This window comes from Pseudomonas capeferrum (assembly GCF_000731675.1).
GTDB classification, from domain to species: domain Bacteria; phylum Pseudomonadota; class Gammaproteobacteria; order Pseudomonadales; family Pseudomonadaceae; genus Aquipseudomonas; species Aquipseudomonas capeferrum.
The window spans coordinates 2,650,278-2,664,430 of the sequence record NZ_JMIT01000001.1 but is presented as its reverse complement, the minus strand read 5'-3'; the positions used below and the strand labels follow the sequence as shown (position 1 = coordinate 2,664,430).

The window sequence follows — 14,153 nt, the reverse complement described above, 5'->3', positions numbered from 1 at the left end:
CATCTGGTCGCCCCATAAAACAATACCAACAAGCCGAGGCAAGCATGAACCCCACCGGCGTGCAGCAGCAGGTCGCTACACCTCCTTCGACCGGGCCCTTCGCCTGGTATCGCGACATCGACAAACAGCAACGGCGTACTTTCTGGAGCTGCAAGATCGGCTATGGCCTGGACGGCATGGACACGCAGATGCTCAGCTTCGTCATCCCCACGCTGATCCTGATTTGGGGCATCAGCACCGCCGAGGCCGGGCTGATCCACACCAGCACCCTGATCGCCTCGGCTGTCGGTGGCTGGGTCGCCGGCATCCTCTCCGACCGCATCGGCCGTGTTCGCACTCTGCAACTGACGGTGCTGTGGTTCGCGTTCTTCACCTTCCTTTGCGGCTTTGCGCAAAGCTACGAGCAACTGTTGATCGCCCGTACCCTGATGGGCTTTGGCTTTGGCGGCGAATGGACGGCGGGTGCGGTACTGATCGGTGAAGTGATCCGCGCCGAGCACCGCGGCAAGGCCGTGGGCATGGTGCAGTCGGGCTGGGCGCTCGGCTGGGGCCTGACGGCGATCCTCTATGCCTTGCTGTTCTCCTACCTGCCACCCGAGCAGGCCTGGCGTGCGTTGTTCCTGCTGGGTATCGTGCCGGCCGTGTTCGTGATCTTCGTGCGCCGTCTGGTCAAGGACCCTGAGGTGTACCGCGAGGCCAAGGCCGCTGCAAAGGCCGAGGCGCCGTCGCACTTCTACGAGATTTTCGCCCCTGGCATGCTCTGGACCACCGTACGCGCTTCTTTGCTGACCACCGGTGCGCTGGGCGGCTACTACGCGATCACCTCGTGGCTGCCGACCTTTCTCAAGAGCGAACGTGGCCTGAGCGTGCTGGGCACTGGTGGCTACCTGGCGATGGTGATCGTGGGGTCTTACATCGGCTATGTGGTCAGCGCTTATTTGTCTGACCTGCTGGGGCGCAAGAAAAACTTCATCCTGTTCGCCGTGGGCTCGTTCGTCATCGTGCTGCTGTACACGCAGATGCCGGTCAGCGATGGCGTGATGCTGTGGCTGGGCTTCCCGCTGGGTTTCTTTGCCTCGGGCATTTTCAGCGGCATGGGGGCCTTCCTGACCGAATTGTTCCCCACGCGCATCCGCGGCTCGGGGCAGGGGTTTTGCTACAACATCGGCAAGGTCATCGCTGCGCTGTTCCCGTTGCTGATCGGCATGCTTGGCGAGAAGGTGCCGCTGGGGCTGGGTATTGGCGTGTTCTCTGCGGTGTCGTATGGCGTGGTCATTCTGGCGGCGCTCAGCCTGCCGGAAACACGCGGCAAACAACTCCAGTCACGGTAAGGTAGGCCTATGAACATCGACAAGGGAGTCCGTGTGGTGGAACGCCTGCTTCTCAATTGCGACATGGGCGAAAGTTTCGGCAGTTGGCGCATGGGCCTGGACGCCGAGGTGATGCCGTATATCGATTGCGCCAACATCGCCTGCGGCTACCATGCCGGTGACCCCGGCATCATGCGCCGCACCGTGGAAATGGCCCTGGCGCATGGGGTGACCATCGGCGCGCATCCGGCCTACCCGGACCTGGTTGGCTTCGGCCGCCGCGCCATGGCCTGCAGCCAGGACGAAATCCGCGACCTGTTGCACTACCAGATCGGTGCGCTGGACGGCATCTGCAAGGTGCTCGGCGGCCGAGTGGCCTACGTCAAACCCCATGGTGCGCTGTACAACGACATGATGGCCGACCCGCTCAAGTTGCGCGCGGTGCTCGAAGCCGTGGCGGCCTACGACAGCAGCCTGCCGCTGATGCTCATGGCCACCGCCGATAACCGTGCAGCCCAGGCCCTGGGCGACGAAATTGGCGTGCCGCTGTGGTTTGAGGCCTTTGCCGACCGGGCCTACACCGCCAGCGGCCACCTGGTGTCGCGGCGCCTGCCTGGCGCCGTGCATCACGACCCGGCGCTGGTGGTCGAGCAGGCGCTGCGCCTGGCCCGTGGCGAAGCGCTGGTGGCGGACGATGGCAGTGCGCTGCACCTGCAGGCCAGCACCCTGTGCGTGCACGGCGACAACGACAGTTCAGTGGCGGCGGTGCGGCAGATCCGCCAAGCCCTCGATGCGCTGGAGCGGGCATGAAGCTGCGCATTGAAGTGGTCGCCATCGACAGCCTGATGGTGCGCCTGTTCGACACCATCGACGAAGCCAACATGCCGTGGATCCTCGCGGCCTGCCAGCGCTTGCATGCAGCCTTCGGCGAGCGGTTGATTGAGCTGGTGCCGTCCTACACCACCTTGATGGTGCAGTACGACAGTGCGCCGAGCACGGCGAGGGCGTTGATCGCCCAGGCGCTGGAGGGGTTGCAGCCTGATGCAGGCAACAGTGGTCGGCGCCATGAGATTGCGGTGTGGTACCACGCCAGTGTCGGCCCCGAGCTGCCTGCCTTGGCCAGCCGAAGCGGGCTGACCGAGGCCGAAGTGGTTCGCTTGCACACCGGGCGCGAGTACCCGGTTTTCGCCCTGGGCTTTGCGCCGGGCTTCGGCTTCATGGGGCTGGTGGACGAACGCCTGGCCACGCCGCGCCTGAGCACCCCTCGCAAGCGCGTGGCGGCTGGCAGCGTGGGCATTGCCGAGCGCCAGACCGCCGCTTACCCGGCGGTATCGCCAGGCGGCTGGAACCTGATCGGGCGCACCCCGGTGCGCCTGTTCGACCGTGAGCGCGAGGGCTACAGCCTGTTGCAACCGGGCGACCGGGTGCGCTTCGTGGCTGTATCCCACGCCGAGTTCATGGCGTTGGGCGGAGATGACAGCCCGCTGGAGGCACAGGCATGACGCAGTTGAAGATCGAAGCCAGCACCGCGCTGTGCCAGTTGCAGGATGCCGGGCGCTTTGGCGTGCGTCACCTGGGCGTGACCCAAGGTGGGGCGCTGGACTGGGTGGCGATGCACTGGGCCAACTGGCTGCTGGGCAATCCGCTGGGGGCGCCGGTGATCGAGGTAGCGCTGGGCGGATTCAGCGTGGTGGCTGAGCAGGATTGCGTACTGGGCTTGGCTGGCGCCGATCTGGATGCGCGGGTCGATGAACAGCCCCTGGCACCGTGGCGCAGTTTTGCCCTGGCCAAAGGTCAGCGCCTTACCCTGAAGCAGCCCAAGCAGGGCGTGCGGGCCTATCTTGCAGCCCCGGGCGGGTTCCAGGCAGGGTCTGTGCTGGGCAGTTGCGCCACGGTTGTCCGTGAAGCGCTGGGCGGCATTGATGGGCGCGGGGAAGCGCTGGGCAAAGGGCAGGTGCTCGCGTTTGCGGGTTCAGCACCGGCCCTGCGTGAAGTGCCCGAAGCGTTGCGACCCGTGTATTCGGCAAAGCCTGTGCTCGACCTGGTGATGGGCGCGCAGATTGGTGACTTCAGCGGTATGAGCCTGTTTGAAGCCTTCAACAGTGATTGGACTTTAGACAGCCGAGCAGACCGCATGGGTATCCGATTGCTTGGGCCACAGCTGGTCTATCAGGGTGCGGCGATGATCTCCGAAGGGATCCCGCTCGGGGCGGTGCAGGTGCCGCCAGATGGGCAGCCGATTGTGCTGCTCAATGACAGGCAGACCATTGGTGGGTACCCGCGGTTGGGGGCGTTGACGCCGTTGGCGTTGGCGCAACTGGCGCAGTGTATGCCGGGGGCGGCTGTGCGGCTTAGGGCAGTGGTTCAGGAAATGGCGTGGCAAGAGCATCAGGCCTGGGGCAAACGCTGGCAATGAGATGGGCTGACTGGCATTTTTACCAGTTGCCCAGTGCTGGCACTAACTCAATACTGGGGCGTAGCGATTCATAGGGTTGAACTTAACCTTATGACGAGGGGGATAATTCAATCCTCGGTCAGTGTGTGAAGCGCATGGCGGGGCGATGAAACTAGCAAACGGTGCGAGACCTGTGATTTACACGGCTTATGGTTTCAGCAAGCAGCATGCACCGTGGGTGAGTTTCAATGGTCAGCGGTATGATTTCATGATCGGGTGTTATCCACTGGGCAATGGCCATAGAAATTTCAGCCCTCTATTGATGCGCTTTTTGTCGCCGGATGCCCTCAGCCCCTTTGCCCAAGGTGGTCGCAACGCCTATGGATACTGTCTGGGCGACCCCATAAACGGTGATGATCCCACCGGTCGTATGCCCCGTTTCGCTAAAGTGTTTGGTGAAGTATTTTTCGGTAGACTTTCAAACGCGCAGCGACAGGAACAAACGAAGTTTTGGTCAAATCAACGCTTGCGAGAAGAGAAACGTCAGGCAGCCGTTAATTTTTCTGAATTTGAACGCCTGTTAGAACTGGAGGATCCAAAGTCCAAGCGTCTTAGGAAAATTGCCTACTTGAAGGCCCTTCCGGATAATTTATTCGAGCGTAGTAAGGCACGTTTAACGTTGGTCAGAGAAACTATTTCTTTGTTGGAAACAGCAGAATTTATTGCGAGCGGTACAATGCTTAGTCAGCCAATACCTGAAGGTATCTTGCCGTCCGATGTTGAGAGACTGAATCATTATCTTCAGGCTGCTTGGAAGTCTCAAGAGCCAGGCACAAGTGAGAGGGCGCGGATATCCCTGGTTGCTTTGCAGATGGCCTATGGAAGGCTGGCAGGTGAGACTAACAAGTTGCTTAATAAAAACCTACAGTATTTGCGTCGAGCCTAATAGGTGCACGGGGCTGCGAAAACCCACCGCAGGGGTGGGTTTTTTCTATTTCGACAGATACCGCATCCCATCCTCCAACCCCTGCAAGGTCAGCGGATACATCTTGTCCTCGATCAAATCCCGCACCAAATGCGTGGACGCGGTGTAGTCCCACGCCTGTTTCGGGTAGGGATTGATCCAGATGATCTTCTTGAATTTCTCCATGAAGCGCTGCATCCACACATACCCGGCTTCTTCGTTCCAGTGCTCGACGCTGCCACCGGGCTGGGTGATCTCGTAGGGCGCCATGGCCGCGTCGCCGACGAACACCACTTTGTAGTCATCGCCGTACTTGTGCAGCAGGTCGAAGGTGGAGAAGCGCTCCGACGTACGCCGCAGGTTGTTCTTCCACACCGACTCATACACGAAGTTATGGAAGTAGTAATACTCCAGGTGCTTGAACTCGGTCTTGCAGGCAGAAAACAGCTCTTCGCAGACTTTGACGTGGGCATCCATCGAGCCGCCGATGTCGAACAGCAACAGCAGCTTCACGGTGTTGCGCCGCTCCGGGCGCATCTGGATGTTCAGCAGCCCGGCGTCGCGGGCGGTGTGGTCGATGGTGCCGTCGATATCCAGCTCTTCGGCCGCGCCTTCACGGGCGAACTTGCGCAGCCGGCGCAGGGCCAGCTTGATGTTGCGCGTGCCCAGCTCGACCTGGTCGTCGAGGTTCTTGTACTCGCGCTGGTCCCACACTTTGACCGCCTTGCCCTGGCGCTGGCCGGCTTCGCCCACGCGGATGCCTTCGGGGTTGAAACCGCCCGAACCGAACGGGCTGGTGCCGCCGGTGCCGATCCACTTGTTGCCGCCGGCGTGGCGTTCCTTTTGCTCTTCAAGGCGCTTCTTGAATTCCTCGATCAGCTTGTCCAGCCCGCCCAGGGACTGGATCTGCGCACGCTCCTCATCCGTCAGCGAGCGCTCGAATTCCTTGCGTAGCCAGTCTTCGGGGATCAGCGCTTCGAGGTGGCGGTCGAGGTTTTCCAGGCCCTTGAAGTAGGCGGAAAAGGCCCGGTCGAACTTGTCGAAATGGCGCTCGTCCTTCACCAGGATGGCCCGCGCCAGGTAGTAGAACTCGTCCATGTCGGCGAACACCACGCGTTGCTGCAGGGCGTTCAGCAGGTCGAGCAGTTCGCGTACCGACACCGGCACCTTGGCCGCACGCATTTCGTTGAACAGGTTGAGCAGCATGACCGGCTCCTGTCAGCGGTTGCCGCGCCGGCTCATGAAGGCCAGGCGCTCGAGCAGCTGCACGTCCTGCTCGTTCTTTACCAGGGCGCCTGCCAGCGGCGGGATGGCTTTGGTTGGGTCACGCTCGCGCAGTACCGCTTCGCCGATGTTGTCGGCCATCAGCAGCTTGAGCCAGTCGACCAGCTCGGAGGTGGAGGGCTTTTTCTTCAGGCCCGGCACCTTGCGCACGTCGAAGAACACGTCCAGCGCCTCGCTGACCAGCGATTGCTTGATGTTCGGGTAGTGCACGTCGACGATCTGTTGCAGCGTAGTGCGGTCGGGGAAGGCGATGTAGTGGAAGAAGCAGCGGCGCAGGAAGGCGTCCGGCAGTTCTTTTTCGTTGTTCGAGGTGATGATGATGATCGGGCGTTGCTTGGCCTTGATGGTCTCGTCTGTTTCGTAGACGTAGAACTCCATCTTGTCGAGCTCTTGCAACAGGTCGTTGGGGAACTCGATGTCGGCCTTGTCGATTTCGTCGATCAGCAGAATCACCCGCTCCTCAGCCTCGAAAGCCTCCCAGAGCTTGCCCTTTTTCAGGTAGTTGCGTACATCGTGGACTTTCTCGGTACCCAGCTGCGAATCGCGCAGGCGGCTGACCGCATCGTATTCGTAGAGGCCCTGGTGGGCCTTGGTGGTGGATTTGATGTGCCAGGTGATCAGGCGGGCGCCGAAGGAGGCGGCGAGCTGCTCGGCGAGCATGGTCTTGCCGGTGCCCGGTTCGCCTTTGACCAGCAGCGGGCGTTCGAGGGTGATGGCCGCGTTTACCGCCAGTTTCAGGTCGTCTGTGGCGACGTAGTCGCGGGTGCCTTCGAACTTCATGGGAGTGTCCTCTGCGGGGTGCCTGGGCCGTTCTCTACGCACAGAGACTGCATAACCCCTGTGGGAGCGGGCTTGCCCCGCGAAAGGGCCGGCCCAGGCAACACATGTTTATCGTTTGTCAGCGACTATACCCCGGCCCCAGACGCCTGCAAACGCAGACCGGGTATTCAGTCCCTGAATGCCCCGTCACGCGCTTTCAGTCAGGCTTGGGCGCAGGCTGCTCATAGCGCGCATTGAATGCCTGGACAAAGCCGTTACGCAGTATCTGCAAGACAGCCTCGAAAGCGCTGACATCCTGCTTGTGCACGCTGCCACTAAGCTCTACGCGGGTGGCGAACTGGTTTTTCGGCTGGTTCTTCAGCACGGTTTCAGTCGCCCCCACCAACGCCTCCCACACCGAGCGGAAGAAGCCCTTGTCTTTGTCCTGCACATCCTGCTGCCAGTTGAACACATCGACATCGCGCAGCAGCGGCTTGATATAGCCATTGAGCCGCCCGTTCTCGGCCTGCGCTTCGATCACCAGGTCGCCGTGCCCGGCATTGAAATCGAACTTGCCATAGGCACTGGCGAAGTCATTGAGTTGGCGCAGCTGTATGCCGGTGGCACGCAGGCGGAACTCGAAGTCGTCGAAGTCGCTGAAGGGGTCGAACGTGGCGCGGCTCTCGACCTTGGCATCGCCAAATAACAGGGCATGGGCGTCGAAACTGGCGTCGCGCCGGCCTTTCTCATTGCGCACGTTGGTCAGGTTGCGAATGCGCGCGTCGAGCTGGGTGGCCTTGAGGTCGACCGGCGGCTTGGAGGTGAAGTTGCGAAAGGTCAGCACGCCATCTTGAATGCGTACTTCGTTGAGGGTGATGGGCAGCAGTTTTTCCAGCTGCTGGCGCCAGTCGGTGCCTTGGCCAGTCTGCGAAGCCTGCTTGCTGCCGCCATCGACGAAGTTCAGCTCGGGCCGCACGAAGGTCACCTCGGCCACCACGGCGCGGTCGTACCACAGTGCATGCCAGCTGACCGAAAGGTCGATCAACGGCGCGTCGAGCAGCGGCACCGGGACCTTGCCGGTGGTCTTGACGATTTTCAGGCCGTTGACCTGGTAGGCGCCGCGCCACCAGGCCAGGTCCACGTCAACGACCTGGCCGCGGTAGTCGCCCATGTCGGCCAGTTTGTCGTTGAGGTAGTCGCGTACCAGGTAGGGCAGGGCCAGGTGCAGGGCAACCAGCAGCACGACCAGGCTGGCCAGGCCGACCAGCGGCCAGCGGTAGCGAGCTTTCATTGTCGGCTCTCCAAGGCAGGATGTGCGGTTGACCGCAGGCGCCGCTCGGGAGTTCGAACAGGCTTTACGGGCCAACGGGGCAGGCTTACCCTTGAAGTCTTTCCCTGCTTCTTCACGTTCAAGGACCCCTGCCATGAGCCGTATCTACGCAGACAACGCCCACTCCATCGGCAACACGCCGCTGGTACAGATCAACCGCATCGCCCCGCGTGGGGTGACCATCCTGGCCAAGATCGAAGGGCGCAACCCAGGCTACTCGGTCAAATGCCGGATCGGCGCGAACATGGTCTGGGACGCCGAGAGCAGCGGCAAGCTCAAGCCCGGCATGACCATCGTCGAGCCCACCTCGGGCAACACCGGCATTGGCCTGGCCTTCGTCGCCGCCGCCCGAGGCTACAAGCTGATCCTGACCATGCCGGCCTCGATGAGCCTGGAGCGGCGCAAGGTGCTCAAGGCGCTGGGCGCCGAGCTGGTGCTGACCGAGCCGGCCAAGGGCATGAAGGGCGCGATCGAGAAGGCCAACGAAATCGTCGCCTCCGACCCGGCCCAGTACTTCCTGCCAGGCCAGTTCGAAAACCCGGCCAACCCGGCGATCCATGAAAAAACCACCGGCCCCGAGATCTGGAACGACACCGACGGCGCAGTCGATGTGCTGGTGGCGGGTGTGGGTACGGGCGGTACCATCACTGGCGTGTCGCGCTACATCAAGCACACCCAAGGCAAGTCGATTTTGTCGGTGGCGGTGGAGCCGCTGGCCTCGCCGCTGATCAGCCAGACCCTGGCCGGTGAAGAACTCAAGCCCAGCCCGCACAAGATCCAGGGCATTGGCGCAGGCTTCGTGCCGAAAAACCTCGACCTCTCCATCGTCGACCAGGTCGAGACGGTGACCGACGAAGAGTCCAAGGCCATGGCCATCCGCCTGATGCAGGAGGAGGGCATTCTGTGCGGTATTTCCTGTGGCGCAGCAATGGCGGCAGCGGTGCGCCTGGCTGAAAAACCGGAGATGCAGGGTAAGACCATCGTCGTAATTTTGCCCGACTCGGGCGAGCGTTACCTGTCGAGCATGCTGTTCAGCGACCTGTTCAGCGAGCAGGAAAACCAGCAGTAAACGCCCCGTCCGCTGACCAGGCGCAACACTCGGTCATCCGGTTTATTGCAAAATCTTCATGACTCAGATCCCGCCCAGGTTGTTTGTACCGGGGCGGGATGGGTTTATGATGGCCGGATGATTTTTTTGGGAGCAGGCAGCGCAGGCCTGTTTCCTTTCCAAGGAGTGTTGCATGACCTTTTCCTTTGCAGCCAAGGCGGGTGTCCTGCTGGTGTTTTTCGGCAGCGTGCTTTTCGTGCACCTGCGCGGCAAGGCGCGCCTGCCGGTGCTGCGCCAGTTCGTCAACCATTCGGCGCTGTTCGCCCCGTATAACGCCCTGATGTACCTGTTCTCCGGCGTGCCGTCCAAGCCCTACCTGGACCGCCAACGCTTCCCCGAGCTGGATGTGCTGAAGGACAACTGGCAGGACATCCGCGAAGAGGCCATGCGCCTGTTCGACGAGGGCTATATCCGCGCGGCTGAAAAAGACAACGACGCAGGCTTCGGCTCGTTCTTCAAGAAGGGCTGGAAGCGCTTCTACCTGAAGTGGTACGACAAACCGCTGCCATCGGCCGAAGCCCTGTGCCCGCGCACCGTCGAGCTGGTCAGCAGCATCCCCAACGTCAAGGGCGCAATGTTCGCCCTGCTGCCAGGCGGCAGCCACCTGAACCCGCACCGCGACCCGTTCGCCGGCTCGTTGCGCTATCACCTGGGCTTGTCCACACCCAACTCCGACGATTGCCGCATCTACGTCGACGGCCAGGTGTATGCCTGGCGTGACGGTGAGGATGTGATGTTCGACGAGACTTACGTGCACTGGGTCAAGAACGAAACCGACGTCACCCGCGTGATCCTGTTCTGCGACATCGAGCGCCCGCTGAGCAGCCCGCTGATGACCCGCATCAACCGCCAGGTCAGCGCATTCCTCGGCCGCGCCACTGCGCCGCAGAACACCGACGACGAGCGCGTTGGCGGGATCAACCAGGCGTATGCCTGGAGCAAGCGTTTCAGCAACAAGATCAGTGGCCATGTGAAGCAGTTCAAGCGCGCCAATCCGAAGGCTTACCGCATTCTGCGGCCGGTGTTGGCGGTGGTGGTGGCGTATCTGTTGTATCGCTGGTTGTTCTGATTTCTACTCGCCTGCAGCGCCAGGCGGGGCTTGCGCTTGCGCGGCGTGTTCAGCCAGCCCTTGTAATGCACCATCAGTGCGGATATAGAGGGTTGACCAGTTGGCGGACTGACGGGCCTTTCGCGAAATGTTGTGGGCGGATGGCTGCGATGTGTTCGTCGGGCGCTAGGGTGAAGGCAACTATGTGCCTGTCTTTAGTTTTGCAGGGGTGCCTATATCGAGCGCCGCCCGCGCGGCGCTCGATCTCCCGGGCGCTATAAATACCAAGACAAGTCCCTTGCTGCGCCCATGCATTCTCAGCGCGCACAAAAAAGGGCGGTCATTACCCTGACCGCCCCTCAAGCCCTCATAACGCTATCTCACGCCGGCTCCAGCGCCTCAACCACCTGCCCGCGGCTAAGGTGCACCACCTTGTCCGCCGTATCGAAGTACCGGTCATCATGCGAAATCACGATGATGGTCTTGCCCAGCCGCTTCAGGTCCGGCAGCAGCTCGGTATAGAACACCCGGCGGAAGGTCGGGTCCTGGTCGGCCGCCCATTCGTCGAACACCAGCACCGGCCGGCCATCCAGCCATGCATTGACCAGCGCCAGGCGCTTGCGCTGCCCGGTCGACAGGTCGGTGGTGGTGAACGCGCCATCGCGCACGCTGACCTTGTGCGCAATCTCCAGCCGCTCCAGGTAGCGCGTGGCATCACTCGGCAGGCTGTGCTCGTGCTCGGGCAGGTCTTCGAACAGGTAGTAATCGGCGAACACGGTGGTGAACAGCTGGCGATAATCATCCAGCCCTTGTGGCCCGACTGCCACGCCGTTCAGGCGCACTTCGCCGCGCTGCGGGGTATACAGGCCCAGCAGCAGCTTGATCAGCGAGGTCTTGCCGCAGCCGTTCTCACCGACGATGAACAGAATCTCGCCCGGCTCGATGCTCAGGTTCACCGGCCCCACGCGAAACGGCTCTTTGCCGTCCACCGGTGGGTAGGCGTATTCGACATTGTGCAGCTCCAGGTGGGCGCTGCCCGGGGCGCTGCGTTTGACCGGCTGGTCCAGCAGCAGGTGCGGTTCGGGCGAGGAGAAGCGCTCGGACAGGTCGGCGATGCGGCGGAACGCCACCTGGGCGCGGCCGAGAATCGGCAGGTTGCCGATCAGCGTCTCCAGCGGGCCTTTCATGTACAGCAGCACCAGCACGAAGCCGCTCATTACCGCTGGGTCGTTGCTCGGCCACAGCGATTGCAGGGCCAGGGTCAGGCCGATGACCACGAAGAACAGCATCGAACCCAGGCTCTTGGCTGCCACGAAAATGTTGATGGAGCGGATGTGGGTGTTGGCGATGAAGTCCGCCGTGCCCTGAATATTGCGGGTCAGCATGGCGTGGCGGCGGCGGCGGTCGATGCGCAGCTCCTTGGCGCCTTCGGCGATCGCCGAGTAGTGCTTTTGCAGGTTGTCCTCGGCGTCGCGGGCGGCGTTGAAGCCGGCCACGCCTTTTTGCCGGGCGACATACTGAATCGCGCTGCCAATGCCGATCGCCACCAGGGTGATGAGGAAGATCGGCCACGACAGCCAGGCCAGGTAGGCCATGCAGCCGATCACGGTGGTGAGTGAGATCGCCAGCGGCGCGAAGGCGAAGGCGAAGTCGCTGATGGTGTCGACGTCGCGGGTCAGCACCGGGATCAGGCGGTGGGTGCGGTAGCGCTCGATCTGCTCGATGGGCGCAGACAGCACCTTGGCGCCCAGGTCTTTGCGCAACCGGGCAATGACCTTCTGGCCGACGTAGTTGGTGCCGCTGTCGGCGGCCACGCTGCTCACCAGTGCCAGTACGCACAGGCCGGCGAAGGCCAGGATCACGCCCTGGCTCATGCCGTCGGCGGCATGCAGGCCCTGGTTGACGGTGGCCAGCAGCGCGGTCACGGCCAAGCCGCCGACCATGCCCAGCAGCACCGAGACGATGACCGCCGGGCGGTAGGGTTTCAGCAGGCCCAGCAATTCGCGGATGGCCCCGGGGGAAGACGTTTTCATGAAGCGCGATCTCGGTGATGGAGTGGGGGTGGGCGGCGCAGCGGGGTCAGCTCCCGAGGGCCAGGGTGCCCTTCATCAAGGTGCTGTGGAACGGGAACGAGCAGTAGAAGCTGTAGGCGGTCCCGGCCTTCAACGACCGGGTGTCGAGGGTGACGCTGTCTGTTTCACCGCCGCCGATCAGGCGGGTATGGGCGAGCACCCGGGTGTCGCCTGGCTTCACGTAATCCTGTGCCTCACCGGCCTTCAGGCCATCGTCCAGCACGCCTTGCATGTCTGCCTGGGTGCTCAGTACCCAGTTGTGGCCCATGACGTTCTTGGGCATCTGGCCGGGGTGGGCGAGGGTGACGGTGAACGACGTGCAGGCCTTGGGTACGGTGATTTCGGCCTTGTCGAAGGTCATCTGGTCGGTGCCGTGGATCTCTACGGCGCAGTCCACGGCCGACCAGGCCACGGCAGGGGCCGCGGCAAGCAGGGCGAGGAGCAGAAGCTGGCGTGTCATGTAAGGTTCCTGGACGATAAAAGGGTGCACATCGTTCAGACGAACCGGCGCGCGCTCGCTTTACCTTGTGAGTGGGGGCGGGTGAATTTCTGCCGGGCACGCTCGTTCATCTAGTCAGGCGCCCTGATGGCGCAGCATCCGATTTCGCCGCCATGGCGGCCCTGGCTTGAGGTGACGGTACATGAGTGAATTGCTGAGCTTTGCGATCGAACCCCTGGACGCCGCCCGCGGCGACCTGCCGCTGCTGGTGCGCGCGCCAGAGCCCGGCATCGACCTGCTCGACGCATTCGAAGAACTGAAGCCGCTGGTGGAACGCCACCTGCTGCATGCGGGCGGCATCCTGTTCAGGGGCTTTCAGGTGGGTGGGGCCGAGGCTTTCCGCCAGTTCGCTGCCGCCTTCGGCCACCCGCTGCTCAACTACGAGTTCGGCTCCACGCCGCGCAGCAACGTGACCAAAGGGGTGTACACCTCGACCGAATACCCGGCGCACCAGAGCATCCCCTTGCACAACGAACAGGCCTATACCCTCGAGTGGCCGATGAAGATCTGGTTCTACAGCGTGATCCCTGCCGAGACCGGGGGCGAGACGCCGATTGCCGACAGCCGCGAGGTCTACCGGCGGATGCCGGCGCGTATTCGCGAGCGGCTGGTCGAGAAGGGGCTGATGTATGTGCGCAACTACGGTAATGGGCTGGATGTGGAGTGGTCGCAGGTGTTCAACACCGAAGACCCACGCCAGGTCGAGGCGTACTGCCGGGCGCATGCCATTGAATGCATCTGGAAGGAAGATGGCGAACTGCGCACCCGACAGCGCTGCCAGGTGGTGGCGCGCCATCCGGTGACGGGGGAGGACGTTTGGTTCAACCAGGCGCACCTGTTCCATGTCTCGAACTTGCAGCCGGAGGTGCGGGAGTCGCTGATGGACATTGTCGAGGAGGAGGACCTGCCGCGGAATGTGTATTACGGCGATGGTTCGACCATTGAGGATTCGCTGCTCGATGAAGTCCGTGGAGTGCTGGATGAGTGCACGGTCAGTTTTCCTTGGCTGGAGAATGATGTGCTGATGCTCGACAACATGCTTGCGGCCCATGCGCGGTCGCCGTTTACCGGGAAGCGCAAGGTGGTGGTGGCGATGGCGGAGGGGTATTCGCAGGTTTTGCGTTGATTGGTTTTTTTTGGGGGGCAGGGGTGCATGCCTTGAGGTTTGCAGCGCCCTGGAGATCGAGCGCCGCCCGCGCGGCGCTTCGCGGCGCAAGGCCGCTCCCACATTTGTTGCGGGCCAATTATTCCTGAAGCATTGGCGCGCGGCCCCTTGGCGCCCGCCTCGATATAGCGTCGTACAGACAAGGGGTCGCGCGCCTATATAACAGGACTCACTGGCCCGAAACAGATGTGGGAGCGGGCTTGCCCCGCGAAGCGCCGC

13 protein-coding genes are annotated in these 14,153 nt (G+C 62.4%); 8 read left to right on the top strand and 5 right to left on the bottom strand.

The window, feature by feature from the left end; genetic code table 11:
• Positions 1–44 precede the first annotated feature (44 nt).
• From PC358_RS11780 to PC358_RS27140, 5 genes are all read left to right on the top strand, one after another.
• On the top strand, positions 45–1,331 hold the full coding sequence (locus PC358_RS11780) for an MFS transporter (RefSeq protein ID WP_033699742.1): 1,287 nt from the start codon (positions 45–47) through the stop codon (positions 1,329–1,331).
• A gap of 9 nt (positions 1,332–1,340) precedes the next feature.
• The gene (locus PC358_RS11775) at positions 1,341–2,120 is read left to right on the top strand and encodes a 5-oxoprolinase subunit PxpA (protein WP_033699740.1); all 780 of its coding nucleotides are present in this window, start codon (positions 1,341–1,343) and stop codon (positions 2,118–2,120) included.
• Positions 2,117–2,812, top strand: coding sequence for a 5-oxoprolinase subunit PxpB (gene pxpB / locus PC358_RS11770; protein WP_033699738.1), 696 nt, complete (start codon positions 2,117–2,119; stop codon positions 2,810–2,812). The genes PC358_RS11775 and pxpB overlap by 4 nt, the downstream gene beginning before the upstream one ends.
• The gene (locus tag PC358_RS11765) at positions 2,809–3,726 is read left to right on the top strand and encodes a 5-oxoprolinase subunit C family protein (RefSeq protein ID WP_033699735.1); all 918 of its coding nucleotides are present in this window, start codon (positions 2,809–2,811) and stop codon (positions 3,724–3,726) included. Before pxpB ends, PC358_RS11765 begins: the two co-directional genes overlap by 4 nt.
• 145 nt (positions 3,727–3,871) lie before the next feature.
• A complete protein-coding gene (locus PC358_RS27140; RefSeq protein WP_077068506.1) occupies positions 3,872–4,651 on the top strand; it encodes an RHS repeat-associated core domain-containing protein in 780 nt (259 codons plus the stop codon).
• 45 nt (positions 4,652–4,696) lie between these two features.
• Here PC358_RS27140 and PC358_RS11760 read toward each other — a convergent pair whose 3' ends face one another.
• The 3 genes from PC358_RS11760 to PC358_RS11750 all read right to left on the bottom strand — a co-directional run bounded on the left by PC358_RS11760 (position 4,697) and on the right by PC358_RS11750 (position 8,003).
• Positions 4,697–5,875: a vWA domain-containing protein gene (locus PC358_RS11760; protein ID WP_033699733.1), complete on the bottom strand. Its 1,179-nt coding sequence runs from the start codon at positions 5,873–5,875 to the stop codon at positions 4,697–4,699.
• A 12-nt stretch (positions 5,876–5,887) separates the two neighbouring features.
• Positions 5,888–6,733 carry an AAA family ATPase gene (locus tag PC358_RS11755; RefSeq protein ID WP_033699731.1) on the bottom strand — a complete coding sequence of 282 codons (846 nt, stop codon included), beginning with the start codon at positions 6,731–6,733 and terminating at the stop codon, positions 5,888–5,890.
• Positions 6,734–6,929: 196 nt separating this feature from the next.
• Complete coding sequence (locus PC358_RS11750; protein ID WP_033699729.1) at positions 6,930–8,003, bottom strand: DUF748 domain-containing protein; 1,074 nt, start codon at positions 8,001–8,003, stop codon at positions 6,930–6,932.
• 133 nt (positions 8,004–8,136) lie between these two features.
• Here PC358_RS11750 and cysK point away from each other — a divergent pair, with 133 nt between their 5' ends.
• Positions 8,137–9,111, top strand: coding sequence for a cysteine synthase A (cysK, locus tag PC358_RS11745; protein WP_033699727.1), 975 nt, complete (start codon positions 8,137–8,139; stop codon positions 9,109–9,111).
• 172 nt (positions 9,112–9,283) lie between these two features.
• Positions 9,284–10,219, top strand: coding sequence for an aspartyl/asparaginyl beta-hydroxylase domain-containing protein (locus tag PC358_RS11740; RefSeq protein ID WP_033699725.1), 936 nt, complete (start codon positions 9,284–9,286; stop codon positions 10,217–10,219).
• Positions 10,220–10,578: 359 nt separating this feature from the next.
• Here the strand turns inward: PC358_RS11740 and PC358_RS11735 are convergent, their stop codons facing one another.
• A complete protein-coding gene (locus PC358_RS11735; protein ID WP_033699723.1) occupies positions 10,579–12,231 on the bottom strand; it encodes a cyclic peptide export ABC transporter in 1,653 nt (550 codons plus the stop codon).
• Between the two features lie 46 nt (positions 12,232–12,277).
• Complete coding sequence (gene azu / locus PC358_RS11730; RefSeq protein ID WP_033699721.1) at positions 12,278–12,730, bottom strand: azurin; 453 nt, start codon at positions 12,728–12,730, stop codon at positions 12,278–12,280.
• 181 nt (positions 12,731–12,911) lie between these two features.
• On the opposite strand from azu, the gene PC358_RS11725 reads away from it, so the two are divergent.
• Positions 12,912–13,895 carry a TauD/TfdA family dioxygenase gene (locus tag PC358_RS11725; protein WP_033699720.1) on the top strand — a complete coding sequence of 328 codons (984 nt, stop codon included), beginning with the start codon at positions 12,912–12,914 and terminating at the stop codon, positions 13,893–13,895.
• Positions 13,896–14,153 lie beyond the last annotated feature (258 nt).